20 protein-coding genes are annotated in these 19,983 nt (G+C 70.3%); 11 read left to right on the forward strand and 9 right to left on the reverse strand.

Features of this window, described 5'->3' with window-relative positions; translation table 11 throughout:
* Window position 1: 1 nt before the first annotated feature.
* Window positions 2-631, reverse strand: a complete 630-nt coding sequence (locus tag VFZ92_RS19805; RefSeq protein WP_330877460.1) for a response regulator transcription factor — start codon at window positions 629-631, stop codon at window positions 2-4.
* A 60-nt stretch (window positions 632-691) separates the two neighbouring features.
* Between VFZ92_RS19805 and VFZ92_RS19810 the strand changes: the two genes are divergently transcribed.
* On the forward strand, window positions 692-1,174 hold the full coding sequence (locus VFZ92_RS19810; protein ID WP_330877461.1) for a GNAT family N-acetyltransferase: 483 nt from the start codon (window positions 692-694) through the stop codon (window positions 1,172-1,174).
* Between the two features lie 51 nt (window positions 1,175-1,225).
* On the opposite strand, the gene VFZ92_RS19815 is transcribed toward VFZ92_RS19810, so the two are convergent.
* Window positions 1,226-1,834 (reverse strand): macro domain-containing protein, encoded by a 609-nt coding sequence (locus VFZ92_RS19815; protein WP_330877462.1) that lies wholly within the window; start codon window positions 1,832-1,834, stop codon window positions 1,226-1,228.
* 102 nt (window positions 1,835-1,936) lie between these two features.
* On the opposite strand from VFZ92_RS19815, the gene pheA reads away from it, so the two are divergent.
* Both pheA and VFZ92_RS19825 read left to right on the forward strand, forming a co-directional pair.
* Window positions 1,937-2,857: a prephenate dehydratase gene (pheA, locus tag VFZ92_RS19820; protein ID WP_330877463.1), complete on the forward strand. Its 921-nt coding sequence runs from the start codon at window positions 1,937-1,939 to the stop codon at window positions 2,855-2,857.
* Window positions 2,854-3,465 (forward strand): histidine phosphatase family protein, encoded by a 612-nt coding sequence (locus VFZ92_RS19825; RefSeq protein ID WP_330877464.1) that lies wholly within the window; start codon window positions 2,854-2,856, stop codon window positions 3,463-3,465. Before pheA ends, VFZ92_RS19825 begins: the two co-directional genes overlap by 4 nt.
* Before the next feature lie 18 nt (window positions 3,466-3,483).
* Here VFZ92_RS19825 and VFZ92_RS19830 read toward each other — a convergent pair whose 3' ends face one another.
* The 3 genes from VFZ92_RS19830 to VFZ92_RS19840 form a co-directional block, all read right to left on the reverse strand.
* Window positions 3,484-4,692, reverse strand: coding sequence for a cytochrome P450 (locus tag VFZ92_RS19830; protein WP_330877465.1), 1,209 nt, complete (start codon window positions 4,690-4,692; stop codon window positions 3,484-3,486).
* 157 nt (window positions 4,693-4,849) lie between these two features.
* Complete coding sequence (locus tag VFZ92_RS19835; RefSeq protein ID WP_330877466.1) at window positions 4,850-5,200, reverse strand: metallopeptidase family protein; 351 nt, start codon at window positions 5,198-5,200, stop codon at window positions 4,850-4,852.
* Window positions 5,197-6,123 carry a septum formation family protein gene (locus tag VFZ92_RS19840; RefSeq protein ID WP_330877467.1) on the reverse strand — a complete coding sequence of 309 codons (927 nt, stop codon included), beginning with the start codon at window positions 6,121-6,123 and terminating at the stop codon, window positions 5,197-5,199. Before VFZ92_RS19840 ends, VFZ92_RS19835 begins: the two co-directional genes overlap by 4 nt.
* A 288-nt stretch (window positions 6,124-6,411) precedes the next feature.
* On the opposite strand from VFZ92_RS19840, the gene VFZ92_RS19845 reads away from it, so the two are divergent.
* Genes VFZ92_RS19845 through serS form a run of 4 tightly spaced genes read left to right on the forward strand, consistent with a single transcriptional unit; the run spans window position 6,412 to window position 10,062 of the window.
* Window positions 6,412-7,110 (forward strand): hypothetical protein, encoded by a 699-nt coding sequence (locus VFZ92_RS19845; RefSeq protein ID WP_330877468.1) that lies wholly within the window; start codon window positions 6,412-6,414, stop codon window positions 7,108-7,110.
* Window position 7,111: 1 nt separating this feature from the next.
* Entirely contained in the window at window positions 7,112-8,275 is a 1,164-nt protein-coding gene (locus VFZ92_RS19850) for a glutathionylspermidine synthase family protein (protein WP_330877469.1), read from the forward strand.
* 22 nt (window positions 8,276-8,297) lie between these two features.
* A complete protein-coding gene (locus VFZ92_RS19855) occupies window positions 8,298-8,750 on the forward strand; it encodes a DUF350 domain-containing protein (protein ID WP_330877470.1) in 453 nt (150 codons plus the stop codon).
* Window positions 8,751-8,799: 49 nt separating this feature from the next.
* Window positions 8,800-10,062, forward strand: coding sequence for a serine--tRNA ligase (gene serS, locus VFZ92_RS19860; RefSeq protein ID WP_330877471.1), 1,263 nt, complete (start codon window positions 8,800-8,802; stop codon window positions 10,060-10,062).
* Between the two features lie 51 nt (window positions 10,063-10,113).
* Here serS and lhgO read toward each other — a convergent pair whose 3' ends face one another.
* A complete protein-coding gene (gene lhgO / locus VFZ92_RS19865) occupies window positions 10,114-11,307 on the reverse strand; it encodes an L-2-hydroxyglutarate oxidase (protein ID WP_330877472.1) in 1,194 nt (397 codons plus the stop codon).
* 100 nt (window positions 11,308-11,407) lie between these two features.
* Between lhgO and VFZ92_RS19870 the strand changes: the two genes are divergently transcribed.
* From VFZ92_RS19870 to VFZ92_RS19885, 4 genes are all read left to right on the forward strand, one after another.
* On the forward strand, window positions 11,408-12,538 hold the full coding sequence (locus VFZ92_RS19870) for a DegT/DnrJ/EryC1/StrS family aminotransferase (protein WP_330877473.1): 1,131 nt from the start codon (window positions 11,408-11,410) through the stop codon (window positions 12,536-12,538).
* A gap of 53 nt (window positions 12,539-12,591) precedes the next feature.
* On the forward strand, window positions 12,592-13,533 hold the full coding sequence (locus VFZ92_RS19875) for an NAD-dependent epimerase/dehydratase family protein (RefSeq protein WP_330877474.1): 942 nt from the start codon (window positions 12,592-12,594) through the stop codon (window positions 13,531-13,533).
* 70 nt (window positions 13,534-13,603) lie between these two features.
* Window positions 13,604-14,803: a glycosyltransferase family 4 protein gene (locus tag VFZ92_RS19880; protein ID WP_330877475.1), complete on the forward strand. Its 1,200-nt coding sequence runs from the start codon at window positions 13,604-13,606 to the stop codon at window positions 14,801-14,803.
* Window positions 14,803-15,429: an acyltransferase gene (locus tag VFZ92_RS19885; RefSeq protein WP_330877476.1), complete on the forward strand. Its 627-nt coding sequence runs from the start codon at window positions 14,803-14,805 to the stop codon at window positions 15,427-15,429. Before VFZ92_RS19880 ends, VFZ92_RS19885 begins: the two co-directional genes overlap by 1 nt.
* Window positions 15,430-15,490: 61 nt before the next feature.
* On the opposite strand, the gene VFZ92_RS19890 is transcribed toward VFZ92_RS19885, so the two are convergent.
* The 3 genes from VFZ92_RS19890 to VFZ92_RS19900 form a co-directional block, all read right to left on the reverse strand.
* The gene (locus VFZ92_RS19890; protein ID WP_330877477.1) at window positions 15,491-17,557 is read right to left on the reverse strand and encodes a N,N-dimethylformamidase beta subunit family domain-containing protein; all 2,067 of its coding nucleotides are present in this window, start codon (window positions 17,555-17,557) and stop codon (window positions 15,491-15,493) included.
* Between the two features lie 122 nt (window positions 17,558-17,679).
* The gene (locus VFZ92_RS19895; protein WP_330877478.1) at window positions 17,680-18,660 is read right to left on the reverse strand and encodes a Gfo/Idh/MocA family oxidoreductase; all 981 of its coding nucleotides are present in this window, start codon (window positions 18,658-18,660) and stop codon (window positions 17,680-17,682) included.
* Entirely contained in the window at window positions 18,657-19,754 is a 1,098-nt protein-coding gene (locus VFZ92_RS19900) for a DegT/DnrJ/EryC1/StrS family aminotransferase (protein ID WP_330877479.1), read from the reverse strand. The genes VFZ92_RS19895 and VFZ92_RS19900 overlap by 4 nt, the downstream gene beginning before the upstream one ends.
* Window positions 19,755-19,983 lie beyond the last annotated feature (229 nt).

A 19,983-nucleotide genomic window follows, 5' to 3' on the forward strand; every position in this document is an offset into this window, starting at 1 on the left:
CCTAGCGCGACCGCCTCGCCACCCACGCGGCGGCCTGGGTGCGGCGTTCCATTCCCAGTTTCGCGAGCACGGACGTGACGTAGTTCTTCACGGTCTTCTCCGCCACGAACAGCCGCTCGGCGATCTGCCGGTTGGTCATGCCCTCGCCGATGAGGTCCAGCACGCGCCGCTCCTGGTCGGTCAACGACGCGAGCACGTCGGGCTCGGCCGGGCGGCGCATGCGGTCCAGGACGCGGGCCGTGGTGACCGGGTCGAGCAGGGAGCGGCCCGCCGCCACCTCGCGGACGGCGGTCACCAGGTCCTGGCCCCTGACCTGTTTCAGCAGGTAGCCGGACGCGCCCGCCATGATGGCCCCCACCAGGGCCTCCTCGTCGTCGAACGCGGTGAGCACCAGGCAGCGCGGCCCGTCGGGGAGGGCGCGCAGGCGCTTGCACAGCTCCACGCCGTTGCCGTCGGGGAGCTGGACGTCGACCACGGCCACGTCGGGCATCGCGAAAGAAGCTCTGGCGACCGCCTCGGCGACCCCACCCGCCTCCGCGACGACCTGGATGTCGTCCTCGTCGTCCAGCATTTCGCGCAGTCCCCTGCGCACCACCTCGTGGTCGTCCACTAGCAACACGCGCACCGGCACGAAACAACCGTACGGCGAATGCCGGTTCACGAGTGCCCCTCGTGTTGACACAGTTCAAGGATGGTCGTTCGCCCCATCGAGGAAGCCGACCGGATAGTGGTCGGTCGTCTGGTGCTGGAACTTCAACGCGCCCACACGGCGGTCGCGCACGGGGAGGTGTTCTTCCCCGCCAGCCTTCCCGGTTTTCTCGTGGAGCAGCAGGACCGCGTGCTCGGCCTGCTGACCTACACGACCAGCGGCCCGGTGATGGAGATCGTCACCATCGACGCGCTCCGCAGGGGCCGGGGGGTGGGCAGCTCCCTGGTCGACGCGGCGGTCGTGCGCGCGCGGGAACTCGGGTGCACGCGCATCCGGCTGACGACGACGAACGACAACCTGGACGCGATGCGCTTCTACCAGCGGCGCGGGTTCAAGTTGGCGGCGCTGCGGCCGGACGCGGTGCGCGAATCGCGCCGCCTCAAACCGGAGATACCGGTTGTGGGGGACTACGGCATCCCCATCACCGACGAGCTCGACCTGGAAAGACGGGTGTCGATCCGCTAGTTGTGCACAACCTTTCCCCAAGGTTGTCCACAGGTTGTGCACAACCTGTGGCTAACGTCTCGGTAACGGGCTGAAGACCTCGTCCCAGGCTGCGGCGACCTGCCGCGCGCACGTCTCCGGCGCCACGCCGCCGACGCCGGTGCCGAGACCCGGCATGGCGATGGTGCGCACGACGTCGCGCACCGGCCTGCCGTCCTCCAACCTCCCCTCCTGCCACAGGCGCAGGACGGCCCTCGCCGCGAGGTACGGGTGCACCGTGTCCTCGGGCAGCCGCTCGCCGGGGTGGCGGACGGTGGGGGCGCTGATCAGCCAGTGCGGCTCGGGTTCGCCGGTGGACACCAGCATCGCCTCGCCGACGGGCAGTTCGCCGCCGTGCAGCGCGAGCACGGCGCTGCGCACCTGCGCCTCCACGTCGGGGAACGCCCGCGCGTAGACGGCGTCGATGCCGCCGCGCATCCAGCCGTAGGAGTTGGCCGGGCTGACCACAGCCTCGGCGATGATGTCGAGCACGGAGCCCCGGTGCACCCGGATCCCCGCTCGACCTTCCGCCACCGCGAGCCAGGCCGTGGCCAAGGGCTCGTCGACGGCGCACAACACGATTTGGGGAGCTGCCGGAGTGTTGATCTCACCCTCCGCATCGGGGGACACGCGGACAAGCATTCCAGTTGCGGCACCCACTTCGGAACCGGGTTGGGCACCGGTCGCTCTGGTGATCCTCGACTCAACGACGGTCGCGGCAGGTCACCCTCGTATTGTTGAGCCGTGCCGCGCATCGCTTATTTCGGGCCACAAGGGACGTTCACCGAGCAGGCCGCCATCGGCTTCGTCCAACCCGGACGGGACGAGCTCGTGCCGTTCGAGACCGTGCCGCAGGCGCTCGCCGCCGTCCGGAGCGGCGAGGTGGACGCCGCCTGCGTACCGGTGGAGAACTCCGTCGAGGGCGCCGTGCCCGCGACGATGGACGCGCTCGCCGAGGGCGAACCGCTGGTCGCGGTGGCCGAGACGGTGCTGCCGGTGCGCTTCAGCGTCCTGGTCCGCCCCGACACCGAGCCCGCGGCCGTGCGCACCGTCGCGAGCCACCCGCACGCGCTCGCGCAGGTGCGGCACTGGCTGGAGGCGAACCTCCCCGACGCCAAGGTCGTGTCGACGACGTCCACGGCCGCGGCGGCCGTCGCCGTCCAGCACGGCGAGTTCGACGCGGCCGTGAGCGCCCCGGTCGCCGTCAACCACTACCCGCTGCGCGAACTCGCGACCGGTGTGGCCGACGTGGCGGACGCGAAGACCCGGTTCCTGTACCTGCGCCGCCCCGGCGCGGTCCCGGAGCCGACCGGCGCGGACCGCACGTCCCTGGTCGTGACGACCGCCGACCGGGTGGGCGCGCTGTCGGAGCTGCTCGTGGAGCTGGCGCTGCGCGGGATCAACCTGACCAGGATCGAGTCCCGCCCCACCAAGGGCAGGCTCGGTGAGTACCGGTTCTACGTCGACCTGCTCGGCCACGTCGCCGAGCCGAGGGTGGGCGACGCCCTGGCGGCGCTGCACCGGCACTGCAGGCAGGTCCGGTTCCTCGGGTCGTACCCGCAGGCCGAGCCGACGGTGAGCGGCGAGCTGGTCGCCGCCACCAACGAGGACTTCACCGCGGCCGTCGACTGGGTCGCCGCGGTGCGACGAGGGGCGGGCGCGTGAAGCTGGTCCTGGTGCGGCACGGTGAGACCGCGTCCAACGTGAGGATGGTCCTCGACTCGCTGCCGCCGGGACCGCCGCTGACCGACCTCGGTCACGAGCAGGCGAACGTGCTCGCCGACGCGCTGGCCGACGAGCCCGTGGTGGCCGTCTGCGCCAGCACGGCGGTGCGGGCGCAGCAGACCGCGGCGCCCGTCGCCGCGAGGCACGGGATGGCCGTGCGGGTCGTGGAGGGCGTGCAGGAGATCTTCTGCGGCGACCTCGAGGGCCGGTCGGACCGCGAGGCCTACGGGGTCTTCGTCAAGACCGCCTCGGAGTGGGCGGACGGGCGGCTCGACCTGACGCTGCCGGGCGGGGAGAACGGTCGTCAGGTGGTCGACCGCTGCCTGGCCGCCATCGAGCGGATCACCGAGGGCGTCACCGGGGGGACGGTCGTGCTGGTCAGCCACGGCGGCGCCATCCGGCTGGCGGGGCAGGCGCTCGCGCCGAACGTCACGGCGAGCCTGGCCGCGGGAGGTCTGCTGCCCAACACCGGTCGAGTCGTCCTGGAACGGGACGGCGCCGGGTGGCGCTGCACCGCGTGGTCGGGCGTGGACATCGTCGTCGACTAGAACTGTTAGCGCGGCTCACTATTTCCGCAACCGCACCGGCAATTCGACGAGGCCGTTGTAGATGTACGTCGGCAATGGTTGGAGTTCCGCGGCGGGCACGGCGAGTTCCATGTCCGGAAAATGCGCGAAGAGTGCGGGCAGGGCGATTGATGCCTCCATTCGGGCTAGTGGTGCACCGATGCAGTGGTGCACCCCGTGGCCGAATGCGAGGTGGTCCCTGTCGGTCCGGGTCAGGTCGAACTCGTCGGCGGTGCGGCCGTGCGCCACGGGGTCGCGGCCCGCCGCGCCGAACGCCAGCATGATCGGTTCGCCAGCTCTGATCACGGTGTCGAACCCGAGGTCGACGTCCTCGACGGCGAAGCGCAGCGGGAGGTGCTGCACCGGGCCCTCGGCGCGCAGCGTCTCCTCGATCACGTCGATCCAGGTCGCGTCGCCCGCCTTGACCAGTTTGAGCTGGTCGGGGTGGGTGAGCAGCGCGGTGACGGCCTTGCACAGCAGGTTCGCCGTGGTGCCGCTGCCCGCGCCGATCATCAGGATCAGCGCCGCGTTGACCTCGTCCTCGGTCAGCTGGTCGTCACCGTAGCGGGCGGTGATGAGGTCGCTGGTCAGGTCGTCGCCCTTGACCATGTACTTCGTCGCGACCAGGGCGCCGAGGCACGTGGTGAGGTCCATGAAGTCCCGGTCGTCGGTGGTGGGGCGGTTGATCGCCTGGATGCTGTGCGCGGCCCGGCCCCGGAACGAGTCGGGCATGCCCATCAGGTCGCACAGGGCCTCGGCGGGCACGACGTCGGTGAACGCGCGGCGCAGGTCCAGCACCTCACCCGGCCTGGCGCGCCCCATCTCCCGCACCAGCCTGCCCACGGTGGCGTGCACGCGCCCCCGCACGGCCTCGACGCGGCGCGGGGTGAACGCGCTGCTCATCATCGTGCGGAGCCGCTTGTGGTCGCCGCCGTAGGTCGTGAACGCGTTCACCGTCGAGATGAACGAGCGCAGCGGCCAGTCGGCGGGCAGGCCCGCGTAGGCGGGCCAGTGGCGCAGCGGGTCGCGCGACACCCTGGGGTCCTCGCAGAGCCGCTTCACGACCTCGTGCCTCGTCACCGACCACGCGGAGACCCCGCCGGGCAGCACCACCCGCGTCGCCGGACCCCTGGTCCGGAGTCTGTCGTTCTCCGCGTGCAGGAATCGCCCGGAGGGGTCGATCGTCGTCTGACGAAACTGCGGCTCCATGGTCACGGTCTCCGGGTGTGATCGGTACGTGATCTGACGGGGCAGTATTATCGTTCATTGTGGAAAATCACCGTCAAGTGATCCCGCGAGTCGCGAGCAAATGGCGTTGTCGTGCCAAACGGCCCGCTGGGAATAGCTGTCGGAGGCCTGTCGGGGCCTAGCCCCAGCCCAGTTCGTGCAGGCGGGCGTCGTCGATGCCGAAGTGGTGGGCGATCTCGTGGACCACCGTGACGGCCACCTCGTTCACCACGTCGTCCTCGTCCTCGCAGAAGTCGAGGAGCGCGTCGCGGTAGATGAAGATCCGGTCCGGCAGCACCCCGCCGTAGTCCGACGTCCGCTCGGTGAGCGCGACGCCGTGGTAGAGCCCGAGCAGCGTCGGCTCCTCCGGGTTCCGGTCCTCGATCAGCACCACGACGTTGTCCATCGCCGCCGCGAAGTCGGGCGGGATGAGGTCCAGCGCGTCCCCGACCAGCTCCTCGAACCGGTCGCGGGTCATCTCGACCGTCACGACGTCTCGGACGTCGTCGTCTGCGTGGTCGAGCTGCTCGGCGTCCCGCTCGGGTTCTGGCCGGACGACGGCGAGTTCGACGCCGACCCGGTCTCCGAGTGCAGCGGCGCGCCGGTGGCCTCGGCCTGGCTGACGGCCGTGGTCTGCGGCGGGTTCGAGGTGGTGAGGGGCGGTGCGTTCGGGTTGCGCACGGAACCGGCGAACGCGGTCAGCCCCGAGGCGTCCGCGGGCACGGCGCCGATCTTGCAGTTGACCCGCGTCGACCCGGCCGCCCAGCTCTCCGGCAGCCTGTTGTCCCAGGTCACGACCAGGCCCTTGGCCTTGAGGTCGGCGCCGCCGGAGTACTCGGCCGCCATCGTGTCGCAGGTGGCGGGCAGCACCTCGTCCTGCTTCTCCGGCGCCGGGAAGTCCTGGCCGATCGCCGCGGCGAGGTCCACCACGCCGATGATCTCGAACGTGTGGGGCTGGGCGCAGTCGACGGGGTCGCCGACGGACTTGCCGTTCAGGCCGAGGCAGACGCCGGGGTCGTACACGTCCGACTGGTCCTGCTTCTTCGCCGTGCCGAACGACGGCAGCAGCCCACCGGCCGGTCCCACGACCTGGAGACCGCAGCGCAGCGTGCGGAAACCGGCGTTCCACTCCTGCTCACCGGGGTTGAGCGGCCCGACGGTGTACTTCCCGAACGGGTCGAACCTCCCGGACAGGTAGTCCAGCGACGGCTTCGTGCAGTGGTCGAGGCTGATCTTCTGCCAGTCGGCCGCCGCCGGGTACTTCGCGTCCTTGGCGTACTCGGCGGAGATGTCGACCTTGCCGGTGACCTCGAACAGGTGCTGGTTGCCGCAGTCGACCTTCTTGACGTCCGACAGGTCGGGTTTCGCCCAGTTCAGGCAGTCCGCGGCTTCCGACTCGTAAGCTGGGTTCACGGTCGGCTTCGTGGACTCCGTCCCCACGACTCCACTACCGCTGACCGGCCAGGATGTGAAAGCGCTCAGCCCGAGGAGGAGGAAACCCCCCACGGACGCGCCGATCATGACCACCCGCGTACCGCGAATGTGGCCACCACGACGAAACCGCTGAGCGTTCACCGACATCTACTCCATGATGCCTGTGCCGTCCGAGCAGTCGTAGAGGCGGGTGACGAGTGTTGCTATTAGGACACTCGTCACCCGTTCAGCGGCTGGTCTCTGTACCGTCCCCGCCGGGAGTGGCTGATGACTGAGAACGACAGGTCCGGGACCTCTGGGACACCCGAGTCCGGACACGACGCACCGACACCGCCGAGCGGCGGGCCGGCTTCCGGCGCGCCCGCGGGCGGTTCCGCACCGCCGCCGTACGTGCCCGCGAGCCAGCAACCGCCGCAGCAACCGGGCAACGCGCGCGGCCGGATCAGGCAGCAGGACGGGTCGACCAAACCCCGTCCGCCGTCGCTGGCCGAGCAGCGCGCCCGTGAACGCGCGCAGCAGGAGCTGGTCGCGGCGGACGAGGCCCGCGAGGCGGAGCACGCGCGCAAGAAGAAGCTCCGCAAGCGGCTGCTCATCGGCGGCGGCGTGACGGTCGGCGTGGTCGCGCTGGTCGCGGTCGGGTACGCGGCGCTGAGCCCGGACAACGTGACCGCCACCTGTGTGACCAGCGACGACGTCGTGGTCGCCGACGACAACAACTGCGACGAGAACTACGCGCGCTCGCACGGCGGGTACACGTCCGGTGGCTTCATCTACATGCCGATCGTCGGCGGTGGCTACAGCCAGTACCGGTACAACTACGGCGGCACGGGCACGGTGGGGCAGAAGATCTCCGGCGGGACCACGGTCAAGCCCCCGAAGGCGAACATCTCGACCCGGTCGGGGACGACGGTGCAGCGCGGCGGGTTCGGCGTGTCCAGCGGCAGCAGCAAGAGCGGGGGTAGCTGAGTTGCGCCGAGGGACGTCCCCGCCGCGGCCGAACTGGCAGCGGACGGTCTCGGAACAGGGCCTCGTGTTCGGCGCGCCCGCCAGGGGCGTGAACGGCGTCGAGCGCCCCTACTGGGACGAGTCGGCGCACTACGTCTTCGAGATGAGCGACATCCTCTCGCTCGAAGCCGACGTGGAACTGCTGCACAGCATGTGCCTGGAGGCCGTGGACAACGTCGTGCTCACCGAGCGCTACCGCGACTTCGGCATCCAGGAGTGGATCTGGCCCGCCATCGCGGAGTCGTGGAAGCGGCGCGACCCGCACGTCTACGGGCGGTTCGACCTGCGCTACGACGGGTCCGGCCCGGCCAAGATGCTGGAGTACAACGCGGACACCCCCACGTCCCTGCTGGAGGCGGCGGTGCTCCAGTGGTACTGGAAGACCGAGGTGTTCCCGGACGACGACCAGTGGAACTCGATCCACGAGAAGCTCGTCGAACGCTGGGGTGAGATCGGGGCGCGACTGCCGTCCAACGAGCTGCACTTCACCTGGTCGTCGGCGGACACGTCCGGTGAGGACCACATCACGCTGGCCTACCTCCAGGAGACCGCGGCCGAGGCGGGCATGAACACCGTCGGCCTCTCCATCGAGGACATCGGCTGGGACACGCTGCTCAAGAGGTTCGTCGACCTCGAGGAGGAGCGGATGAACACCGTGGTGAAGCTCTACCCGTGGGAGTGGGTGGTCGACGAGCGGTTCGGCCGCTTCGCGGTGGAGAGCCTGCCCGGCACGCTGTGGGTCGAACCGCTGTGGAAGATGCTGCTGTCGAACAAGGCGCTGCTCGCGGTGCTGTGGGAGATGTACCCCGGCCACCCGAACCTGCTGCCCGCCTACCTCGACGACCCCGGGCTGCTCACGGAGTACGTGCGCAAGCCCCGGCTGGGTCGCGAGGGGTCGAACATCCAGATCGTCGCTCCCGGCTACGAGACCCAGACCGGCGGGGTCTACGGCAAGGAGGGCTTCGTCTACCAGCTGTTCGACCCCCTGCCCGAGTTCGACGGCTACCGGCCCGCACTGGGCGCGTGGGTCGTCGGGGACCAGGCCGCGGGTCTGGGCATCCGCGAAACGGTCGGTCTCGTGACCGACGACGGCGCGGCCTTCGTCCCCCACCGGATTGTCGAATGAAGCATCAGCACATGGAGGGCCAGTGATCATCCAACTCGCGTTGGACCCCGGATTCGGTTCGACGATCGGTCGGGGCATCGGCGCGATCGCGCTGTACGCCGTCGTCGGTCTGCTCCTGATGGTCGTGGGTTTCTACGCCATCGACTTCACGACGCCGGGCCAGCTCAGCGGTCTGGTCCGCACGGGCAAGCCGAACGCGGTCATCGTGACCGCCGCGGGCCTGTTCAGCATGGCGCTGATCATCGTGGTCGCGATCTACAGTTCCGAGGGCAAGCTCACCGAGGGCCTGCTCTACTCGTTGATCTTCGGCTTCGTCGGGATCATCGTCCAGGTCCTCGCCGTGCGCCTGCTGGAGTGGGTCACGCGCCTGGACATCGGCAGGCTCATCGAGTCCGAGAAGTTCGCCCCGGCGAGCGTCGTCGTGGCCAGCGCGCACGTCGCGCTGGGTCTCGTGGTGGCCGTCGCCATCAGCTAGGAGATATCCGGGCGCGATCGCGAGGGGTGACGGACTACCCTTACCCCTCGTGATCGACCTGAAGGCAGTGCGCGAGAACCCCGAAGCCGTCCGTGCGTCGCAACGAGCGCGCGGTGAGGACGAGTCCGTGGTCGACGCGCTGCTGTCCGCGGACGAGCGCCGCCGTGCCGCCATCTCCAGGGCCGACGCGCTGCGGGCCGAGCAGAAGCTGTTCGGCAAGCAGGTCGGCAGGGCCCGCGGCGAGGAGCGCGACGCGCTGCTGGCCAAGGGCAAGGAGATGGCCGCCGAGGTCAAGGCCGCGGAAGCCGAGCAGCACGCCGCCGAGGCCGAGCTGACCGAGCTGCACCGCGCCATCCCCAACGTCGTGCACCCCGACGCCCCCGCGGGCGGCGAGGACGACTACGTCGTGCTCAAGCACGTCGGCGAGCCCCGTGCGTTCGACTTCACCCCGCTCGACCACCTCGACCTGGGCGTGAGGCTCGGCGCGATCGACACCGAGCGCGGCGCCAAGGTCTCCGGCTCGCGCTTCTACTTCCTCACCGGGGTCGGCGCCCAGCTCGAACTGGCGCTGCTGAACATGGCCGCGACGCTGGCCACCGAGAACGGCTTCACGCTCATGATCACGCCCACCCTGGTGCGGCCGGAGATCATGGCGGGCACCGGCTTCCTCGGTGAGCACGCCAGCGAGGTGTACCGGCTCCGCGACGACGACCTGTACCTGGTCGGCACGTCGGAGGTGCCGCTCGCGGGCTACCACGCCGACGAGATCCTCGACGGCGAGCGCCGCTACGCGGGCTGGTCGTCGTGCTACCGCCGCGAAGCGGGCAGCTACGGCAAGGACACCCGCGGCATCATCCGCGTGCACCAGTTCAACAAGGTCGAGATGTTCTCCTACGTGCGTCCCGAGGACGCCGAGGCCGAGCACGCGCGCCTGCTGGGCTGGGAGGAGCAGATGCTCGGCCGCATCGAGGTCCCCTACCGGGTCATCGACACGGCGGCGGGCGACCTCGGCACGAGCGCGGCCCGCAAGTTCGACTGCGAGGCCTGGCTGCCCACGCAGGAGGCCTACCGCGAGCTGACGTCGACCTCGAACTGCACCACGTTCCAGGCCCGGCGCCTCAACGTCCGGTACCGCGACGAGAACGGCAAGTCGCAGATCGCCGCGACGCTGAACGGCACCCTCGCCACCACCCGCTGGATCGCGGCGATCCTGGAGAACCACCAGCAGGCCGACGGCTCGGTGCGGGTGCCCGAGGCGCTGCGCCCGTACCTCGGCGGCCGCGAGGTCCTGGTGCCCGCCACCCCCCGCTAGCGACGACGGACGACGGAGGGGCCCCGGTGCGGACCGGGGCCCCTCCGCGTCTCACCCGAGCTGCTCGACGACGAGCCCGCTCACGTGCTTGGCGATCTCCAGCGACCCCGTCGCCGCGGGCGACGGCGCGTTGAGCACGTGCACCTGGCGCGGGGAGGTCTCGACCAGGAAGTCGTCCACCAGCGAACCGTCCCGGAGCATGGCCTGCGCGCGGACGCCCGCCTCGGCCTTCACCAGGTCGTCCTCGCCCACGGCGGGCACCAGCCTGGCCAGGCTCGCCGCGAACCGCTTGCGCGAGAAGGAGCGGAGCACCTCCTCCAGACCGGTCTTGGCGAACTTGCGCGCCAGCTTCCAGGTGCCGGGGAACCTCGCCACGTCGAGCAGGTCGCTCGGGGAGACGTCGCGCCAGCGGTACCCCTCGCGGCGCAGCGCGAGCACGGCGTTCGGTCCGGCGTGGACGCTGCCGTCGAGCATGCGGGTGAGGTGCACGCCGAGGAACGGCAGCGCGGGGTCCGGCACCGGGTAGATCAGGCCGCGGACCAGGTGGCGGCGCTCGGGGCGCAGCTCGAAGTACTCGCCGCGGAACGGCACGATCGTCGCGGAGGGCGAGAGGCCCGCGAGCTTCGCCACCCGGTCGCTGTGCAGGCCCGCGCAGTTCACCAGCGCGTCGGCCCGCACGACGCCCCGCGGGGTCGCGACCTCGACGCCGCCGCCGGTGCTCGCCCGGCGGATCGCCAGCGCCGGGCTGTCGAGCCGCAGGTCGGCGCCGTGCTCGGTGAGCCGCCGGACCAGCGCGGCGCAGATCGCCGGGAAGTCGATGATGCCGGTGCTCTCGACGCGCAGCGCGGCCACGGTGGCGACCTCGGGCTCGTGCTCGCGGGCCTCCTCCGCCGAGATCATCTTGGCGGGCACGCCGTTGGCCTCGGCCCGCTCGGCGAGCGCGGCCAGCCTCGGCAGCTCGTCCTCGCTCGTGGCCACGACGAGCTTGCCGCACACCTCGTACGGGACACCGTTGTCGCGGGCGAACTCGATGATCGACGCGTTGCCCGCCACCGACATCCTCGCCTTGAGGGAGCCGGGCTTGTAGTAGAGCCCCGCGTGCACCACGTTGCTGTTGTGGCCGGTCTGGTGGGCCGCCCAGTGCGGCTCCTTCTCCAGAACGGTGACCTGCTTGCCGCGGTTGGCGAGCTCGTTGGCCGTCGCCAGTCCGACGATCCCGCCACCGATCACCACGATGTGCTGCACGTCTCGCCCTCTCGTTCGTGTGACACCGAGGTTACGGGGGCGACCGGGGGTGCAGGTCAGGCACCTATAGACTCACCTGCGGTCGAATACTGGGAGAGGCATGTCCGACACCATTGCTCTGGGTCAACCCACTGTCGGCGCGGAAGAGCTCGCGGCCGTCGCCGCGGTCTTCGAGACGGGCTGGCTCTCCGGCGCCGGACCGACCTGCGCCAAGTTCGAGGAGCGGTTCGCCGAGGTTGCCGGGGCCGAGCACGTGCTCGCCACGAACAACTGCGGCGCGGCGCTCCACCTGGCCCTCGACGTCGTCGGGGTCAAGCACGGTGACGAGGTCATCGTGGGCGACTACACGTTCCCGGCCACCGGTCACTCGGTGATGTGGACCGGCGCGAAGCCCGTCTTCGCCGACGTCCGCCCGGACATCTGGAGCGTCGACCCGGCCGCCGTCGAAGCGGCCATCACGCCCAGGACCGTCGGCATCCTCGCCGTCGACGTGTTCGGCCAGCCCGCCGACTACGACGAGCTGCGCGCCATCGCCGACAAGCACGGCCTGTTCCTCATCGAGGACGGCGCCTGCTCGTCCGGCGCGAGCTACAAGGGCAGGCCCGCGGGTGGGCTCGCCGACGTGGCCACCTTCAGCTTCCACGGCCGCAAGGGCATCACCGCCGGTGAGGGCGGTGCCCTGACCACGAACAACGCGGAGTGGGCCGCCAAGGCCCGCAAGCTGCACACCTACGGCATCGAGCCCGCGCTGAGCCGTGAGGGCGCGCGCGAGCTGCCCGTGCCGTCGTTCGACGTCGCCGGCTACAACTACCGCATGTCGGACGTCATGGCGGGCATCATGCTCGCCCAGCTCGACCGGCTCCCGACGCTGCTCGCGAACCGCGCCCGCGCGGCCAGGGGCTACCAGGAGCTGCTCGACGGCGTCGACGGCGTGACCCTGCCGGTCGAGCTCCCCGACCGGGTCCACCCGTGGCAGTCCTACGTGGTGACCCTCGACCCGGACGTCGACCGCGGAGAGGTCGCCATCCGGCTGCGCGAGCGCGGGGTGCAGTGCAACTTCGGCACCTACGCCTCGCACGTCCAGCCGGTCTACGGCCAGACCACGCCGTGCCCGGTGTCGGCGGACCTGTTCCGCAGGCACCTGGCGATCCCGATGCACGCCAACCTGACCGACGACCAGGTGGAGCGAGTCGCCAAGACGCTCCGCGAGGTGCTCGGCGAAGTCCGCTGACCCACCTCACCCAGCACGTACCCGAGAGCCTCGAAACACAGGAGTCCCCCCGCATGTCCTCGTCCCAGCGCACGGTCTTCGTCACCGGTGGAGCCGGCTTCATCGGTATGCACGTCGTGCCGATGCTGCTCGAACGCGACTACAAGGTCCGCATCTTCGACAACATGTTCCGCGGTGACCGCGACAAGGTCGCCGAGCTGGTCGCGACCGGCAACGTCGAGCTGATCGACCAGGACGTCCGCTACGGCGGCGCGGTGCAGAACGCGATGAAGGGCTGCGAGAGCGTCATCCACCTCGCCGCGGTCTCCATCAACAAGAGCGTCTCGGACCCGTACGAGAGCGTCGACATCAACATGGTCGGCAACCACAACGTGTTCGCCGCCGCCGCCGACCAGGGCGTGCGCAGGCTGGTGTACGCCTCGTCCGCCTCGGTCTACGGCGACCCGAAGAAGCTGCCGATGCACGAGGACGACGAGCTGTCGCCGCTCACGCCGTACTGCATCGCCAAGCGCTCCGGTGAGGACCTGCTGGGCTTCTACGAGCGCACGAAGGGCCTGTCCTGGGTCGGCCTGCGCTTCTTCAACGTCTACGGCCCCGGCCAGAAGACCACCGCGTACTACACCTCGGTGATCAACCACTTCGTGAACCGCCTCCGCCAGGGCCTGCCGCCGGTCATCGACGGCAAGGGCGAGCAGTCGATGGACTTCATCCACGTGACGGACATCGCCCGCTCGGTCGTCGCCGCGCTGGAGTCGGAGAAGGCCAACGTGCCGGTCAACATCGGCACCGGGATCGACACCACGGTCGCCGACCTGGCCAAGATCCTGATCAACGCCGTCGGCGTGGACGTCGAGCCGACGTTCAACCCGCGCGACGTGCTCGTGTCCCGCCGCGCGGCGGACATCACCCGTGCCAAGGAGGTGCTCGGCTGGGAGCCCACCATCTCGGTCGAGGACGGCATGAACGAGCTCGTCAAGCTCAGCGCCACCAGCTGATCCACCGGACCTGCGGACGCGGCCCCGATCCGGGGCCGCGTCGTCCGCGAACGGCCGAGGGGGTCGTCGGGTGCGCATCGCGGTAGTGAACAACTTCTTCCCGCCGAGGGTCGGGGGCAGCGCGCACCTGGCTTCAGCGCTCGCCGAGAGGTTCGTCCGGCTCGGGCACGAGGTGGTGGTGCTCACCGCCGCGTACCACGACGCACCCGCCGAAGAGGACGTGCGCGGCTACCGGGTGCACCGGCTGCCCGCGTTCGGGATGCCCCAGCTCGGCCTGTCGATCGACTTCGACATCACCTTCACCGCGAGGCCGGGCAACCTGCGCCGGGTGTTCCGCATCCTCGACGAGTTCGAGCCGGACGTCATCCACCAGCACGGCCAGTTCCTCGACCTGAGCTGGCTGACCGGCTGGTACGCCCGCAGGCGCGGGGTGCCGGTGCTGCTGTCGGTCCACACGAGGCTGGAGAGCCGGAACCGGTTCTACTCGCTGCTGTTCCGCGCGCTCGACCGGTTCCTCGTGCGACCCGTGCTCCGGTTGTCCAACCCCCGCTTCGTGATCATGGACGAACTCGCGGCCACCTACTGCGCGGCGCGGTACGGCGCCGACGAGGACCGTTTCGAGCACATCCCGGTCGCGGTCGACCCCGACTGGTGCTCGCAGCCGCCGACCAGGGACGTGCGGGCCGAGCTGGGCATCGGGACCGGGCCGCTGGTCGTCTCGCTCGGGCACGTGATCCCGCTGCGCGACCGGACGGCCCTGGTCGACGCGATGCCGGGCGTGCTCGCCGAACACCCCGACACCAAGGTCCTGGTCGTCGGCCACCAGTACTACGACGCGTACCTGCGCCGGGCGGAACGGCTCGGGGTCGCGCACGCGTTCCTCAGCACGGGCGCCGTGCCCAGGGCGGACGTGCCCTCCTACCTGGCCGCCGCCGACGTCGTCGCCCACGACCTCCAGGGCATAGGGTGTGGCACAGCGAGTCTGGAGGCGATGGCCGCGGGCAGGGCGACCGTCTGCGCCGTGCGCGAGACCAACTTCCCCGGTGTCGAGCTGCGCAACTGGGACAACGCGGTGCTGGTTCGGCCGGATCACACCGACGACCTCGTCAGCGCGGTGAACCGGTTGCTCGCCGATCCCGAGGAGCGGAGGCGGATCGCGTCCAGGCAGCGCGCCGTGGTGCTCGACGGGTTCACGCTGGAGAAGGTGACCCGCAAGCACCTCGACGTGTTCGAGTTGATGTCCGCTTCGACCCCGGCAGGAAAGCACTGATGTTCTTCGACGACGAGCGCAGCAACCGGCTCCGGCCGCACATCCTGACCGAGCTGGTCGGTCAGTACATGAACGACCAGGAGCGGGCGAAGCTGTTCGGCCTGCCCGAGACGACCCGCATCCGCGAGCGGGCCAAGGTGATCAGCCCCGACCGGCTGAAGATCGGCGACCACTGCTGGATCGGCGAGGGCGCCGTGCTCGACGCCAGCGGCGGCATGGAGATCGGCGAGCACACCAGCATCGGGCTCAACTGCCTGGTCTTCACGCACTCCAGCTGGCTCGCGAACATGATGCTGGAGAACCACTCGGGCACCGACCTGATCGAGCGCAAGCCGGTCCGCATCGGCAAGGGCTGCTTCATCGGCGGCAACAGCGTGATCATGCCCGGCGTGACGATCGGCGACTTCGCCACCGTGCAGCCGCTGTCGGTCGTGGCGAAGGACGTGCCGGAGCGCAGCCTGGTCGCGGGCAACCCGGCCAGGGTGTTCCAGCGCTACGACGACGAGTACATCCGCGGCGAGGCCGAGCGGGTGCGCGCGGAGAACAAGCGCCGCCGCGAGCTGGCCGAGGAGCGCGGCGAGACCGTCGTCTGGGGAGCGCCCGCGGGCGAGTTCGACAAGCCCTGACCCGTCACGCGGGTGCCCTCCGGCGCGACGCGCACCGGAGGGCACCCGCGTGGTCACCGCGCTACGTGATCGCGGCGTTGAGCGCGTTCTTCAGGACGAGCGAGCACGTGGCGTCCAGCGCCAGCGACCCGTTGAACGCGATGGAGCCGGTGTTGAACACCCAGCCACCGCCCGGCCGGTCCAGCTTGACCATCTCGGCGCCGTTGTCCCCACCGCTGTTCTGCCCGACCGCGATGAGCTGGGTGCCGGGGCGGGGTGGCACCGGCCTGCGGTCGACCTCCCACCCGCTGGCCGCGATGTTGTACGACTGCGCGCCGAAGGTGCCGCCCACGGTCAGCCCGCAGCCCGCGAGGAACGGGTGCGCGGCGTCCACCACCCGGTACGGGCCGAAGGTCATGAACTCCGATCCGTCCCAGTCGAGCCCGAGCACGGCCGAGGTCGGCTGCCCCAGGTTGGCGAACCACATCGGCTCGCGCAGCCCGTTCGTCGAGCGGAAGACCACCGAGTCGCCGTCCGCGGACCAGGAGACCTTCTCGAACATCGTGTTCCCGCCGGTGGCGATCACGTGCCCGCCGCTGCCGAGGTAGGCGTTCACCCGGTCCTTCATCGTCTGCGACCAGTACTCCGCGTGGCTGCCGAGCACCAGCGCGTCGTAGTGCCCGAGCCAGGTGCCGTCGGCGTCCAGGTCGCCGTCCTGGTAGCAGTCGAACGAGAACCCGTTGGCGACCAGCCAGCGCAGCAGCAGCAGGTCCGAGTAGAACGTGTGGCAGAGGCTCGCCCGGTCGTCGGTCCACACGCTGTCGTTCGGCCGCAGCGAGGCGAACGTCCGCTGCACCCCGACCTGGCCCACGGTGGTGTACGTGTTGTGGCCCGCCCAGGTGTTGTAGGCGTTGTAGGTGTTGGTCGGCAGCAGGACCGCGATCGGCGACGACGGCGCGGTGGGCTTGACCGCGAACGGGATGTCGTACCGGAGGTGCGGCACGCCGTTCAGCAGCCCGCGCAGCCTGCACACGTACACCCCGGACGGCCAGGACGCCGGGATGGTGAGCGAGAAGTCCGGGGTCCAGCCGCAGCCGGTCGCCCGGTAGCCGCCGGGGAGCGGTTGGAGGCGGCCGGGTTGGCTGACCGGTCCCCACACGACGCTGCCCGGCGGCTGCCCGCTCACGGCCAGCCGCTCGACGGTCGCCTGGACCGTGGTGAACGTGCTGGAGACCGGGAAGCCCTGCGGGTAGCCGGGGCGCGGGCTCAGGTCGTTCGCGTACCCCTGGAGCGCGGCCGTCGGCTCGACGGAGAACCCGGCACCGACCTGGAGGGGGGCGCCCCCGTTGACCCAGGCTCCCGTCCAGTCGCCGCTGATGGTCTCCGAGTTGAGCAGCCGGAACCAGTTCAGCTTGTCGTCGTAGCCCGGAGTGGTCGCCGTGTCCATCCACACCAGGTAGACCGTGCCCGTGGTGTTGGCGAACCAGGACTTGTTGGCGTCGTCGGAGAACCCGCTGCCGATCACCCACGGCTTGCCGCCGTTGGTCCACGCGCCCGCGGCGTTGGTGCCGTCACCCGCCAGGTAGCGCCACCAGTGCAGGAGGTTCCCACCCCGCGCGATGCCGTAGATCACGCCGTTCGGGTCGGCGAACACCGCGTAGAACAGCTTCCACCCGGTGCTGATCACCGAGCCGCAGTTGCCGTGCCAGGCACCCGCCCCGTTGGTGCCGTTGCCCGCCAGGTAGCGGAACCAGTGCAGGTCCCCGCTGGTGTCGATGGCGTAGAGGACGCCGTTCCACCCGCCGAAGATCCGCGGGTACGCCTGGAGCCCGGTGCGGATCACCGACCCGCTCGCCGGGTGCCAGGTCCCGGAACCGGTGTTCGGGTCGGTCAGCTGGTACTTGTACCAGCGCATGGAGCCGTCCTCGCCGATCGCGAAGAGCTGGCCGTCGTCGGCGGCGAGCACGGTCTTGAACTGCTGCCAGCCGGTCCCGATCGCGAGTCCCGCGCCGTTGCTCCACGACGCGGCGCCGGTCTGCCAGCCCGCGTGGCGGTACCACAGCAGGACTCCGTCCGCCTGGATCGCGTAGACGACGCCGTTGCCCCCCGGCACCAACCGGATGAAGCGTTGGTTCTGGTCATAGGTCACTTCGCACCTCCCCTGTGCGCTTGGTTCATCGCGCCAAGGAGGTTCCATGTGACATGGATCACCGAGATGGACGAAGGGGGTGTGCTCCGCCCCCGGAGCACACCCCCTGTGGAACTCGCAGGTCAGACCCCCGCGGGGACGGCCTTCCGGTTCTCGAACACCTGTGCCACCACGCGGTGGGACGGCAGGATCGCGTTGCGCTCCTCGTCGGCGTCGACCGTCCCGGCCAGGATGTCGAGGAACCGGTCGAGCTGGGCGGCGAGCGGCTCGCGCGCCGACACCAGCTCGGGGATCTCGATGATCGACTGCTGGCGGTAGCCCCTGCCGTCCGGCGTCGCGGCGTCGTTCGACACGTGCCGGTAGATGGTCACGTCGCGGCGCAGCAGGTCGGCCTCGATCAGCCGGTCCAGCTCGGTGATCACCAGCGAGCGGACCTTGCGCTGGCCGATCCGGCTCGCGGACACCGTCGCCAGGCCGCCGCCGTCGAACCGCAGCACGGTCTCGGCGATGTCCTCGGCGTCGTCGACCGACGTCGGGTGGAAGTAGCCGAAGCTGCCCTGCACGCTGACCGGGTCGATCCCGCCGAACGTGCGGATCGCCAGGTCGACGTCGTGCACCAGCAGGTCCCACGAGACACCGGTGCGGATGCGGGGGGCGTACGGCGAGTGCCGCGTGGCCGCCACGTGCACCGGGCTGTCGACCAGCGACAACGCGGTCAGCACGGCCGGGTTGTAGCGCTCCAGCAGGCCGCACATCAGGGGGATGCCGCGCTCGGCGGAGATCCGCACGACCTCCTCGCTCGCGGCCAGGCCGTCGCACACCGGCTTCTCGACCAGCAGCGGCTTGTCCTGCGCCAGCACCTCGAGCGCCAGGCCGTGGTGGAACTCGGTGGCCGAGGCGAGCACGACCGCGTCGACGTCGGACAGGTCGCCGATCTCCGGCGACCAGGTCGCGTCGAAGCGGTCGGCCACCGAACGCCCGACCTCCTCGCGCGGCTCGGCCACGCGGACCAGGTCGCAGCGGTCGGACTGGGACAGCACGCGGGCGTGCAGCGAGCCCATCGTGCCGGTGCCGACGAGCAGGATCCGAGGACGTGCGGTCACGCGCCCAACACCTCCCGGACGGTGCCGACGACGGTGGCGAGCTCGTCGTCGGTCAGACCCGCGTGCACGGGGATCGACAGGCACTGCTCCGTGACGCGCTTGGCCACCGGCGTCTCGGACGCGATGACGTTCGGGTTGTCCTGGTAGCAGGCGTAGTCGGTGACGAGCTTCGGGTAGTAGATCCCGTTGCCGATGCCGCGCTCGGTCAGCTTGGCCGAGAACTCGTCGCGGGTGAGCGCCGCGTCCTCGGTGAGCAGCACGGTGTACTGGTGCCACACGTGCGAACGACCGGGCAGCTCGGTCGGCGTGACCAGGCCGGGCACGCCCGCGAGGCCCTCGGAGAGGGTCGCGGCGTTCTCCTTGCGCTTCGCGGTGATCTGGTCGATCTTCGCGAGCTGCGGGATGGCGACCGCCGCCTGGAGGTCGGTGAGGCGGTAGTTGTGGCCCGCCATCACGTACTCGTAGCGCTGCCGCATGCCCTGGTTGCGCAGGATCCGCAGCTTCTCGTTGACGGCGTCGTCATCGGTCGTGATGATGCCGCCCTCACCGGTGGTGATGTTCTTCGTCGCGTAGAACGAGAAGCAGCCGAGCCCGAAGCTGCCCGCCGGACGCCCGTCGAACTTCGCGCCGTGCGCCTGCGCCGCGTCCTCGACCAGCGCGAGACCGCGCTCCTCGGCGATCGGCGCGATCTTGCCCATGTCGGCGGTCTGCCCGTAGAGGTGGACCGGCATGAGGACCTTGGTCCGGGGCCCGACGGCCTCCGCCATCGCGTCCGGGTCCACGCAGAAGTCGTCCTCGCGGATGTCCGCGAAGCGCGCGGTGGCACCCGCCTCCAGGATCGCGTTGAGGGTCGCGATGAAGGTGAACGGCGAGGTCACGACCTCATCACCCGGTCGCAGGTCCAGGGCCTGGATCGCGGCCACCAGCGCCGTGGTGCCGTTGTTCACGGCGACCGCGTGCTTCACGCCCGCGATCTCGGCGAAGGTGTCCTCGAACCGCTTCACCATCGGGCCCTGGGCGATGACTCCCGAGCGGAGCACTTCGAGCACGTACGGCTCCGCGTCGCGCACGTCGACAACGGTGATTGGGATCATTCTCCGTCTTCCCATCGGGCGGGGCCGCGTCGAGACAGACCGGTCCGGTCTGGCTCAGCAGCAGGTCAGGGAGCTGCTAGCACATGAGCGCAGCGAGCACCGTGGCAGGCTACCCGCGTTCACCCGCAGGAAATGCCCTGGGGTGGGCAGCTGTAACCGGTCTCATCCCGCCCGCCCCCTCCCCACCGTGGCTCGGAGGCTGCCGACCACCGGCTACCCTCGTACTCTG

The organism is Umezawaea sp., from assembly GCF_036375055.1.
Classification (GTDB): domain Bacteria; phylum Actinomycetota; class Actinomycetes; order Mycobacteriales; family Pseudonocardiaceae; genus Umezawaea.